Origin of the sequence: Bacillus sp. SIMBA_154 (assembly GCF_046536015.1) — a bacterium.
Lineage (GTDB): Bacteria > Bacillota > Bacilli > Bacillales > Bacillaceae > Bacillus > Bacillus pumilus_P.
Map to the genome: position 1 here is coordinate 1 of NZ_JAWJBV010000156.1, position 294 is coordinate 294.

The following is a 294-nucleotide window of genomic DNA, read 5'->3' on the forward strand; positions in this document are numbered from 1 at the left end:
GGTGCGCGATTTGATAATAAGGGTAGCAAATGCACACACATAGCCTTTATTTTGATTAAAGCTGTGCCCGCCTTGTCGACTTTGTGCAACCAGCCATGAATTTATTGACAGTAATACTTTAAACCCCGATGTCTTTGCAGACCAAGTCTCTGGTGTATCTAAATAATCATTTAAAAAACTACTCACTGCTATTTGACTGGCTTCTGCACCAAATTGACTAGTACTTATACCATCAGCAACGGCAAATACAGCGCCCTTAGATTGCAACAGACTATCATCAGGCACATAGGCGAT

Annotated in this window: 1 protein-coding gene; it reads right to left on the bottom strand. The window is 41.2% G+C overall.

Annotated elements, in window-relative coordinates; genetic code table 11:
- Nucleotides 1-294 (bottom strand): hypothetical protein (locus tag R0K30_RS21540; RefSeq protein ID WP_410612836.1); only part of this gene is annotated, 294 nt, incomplete at both ends.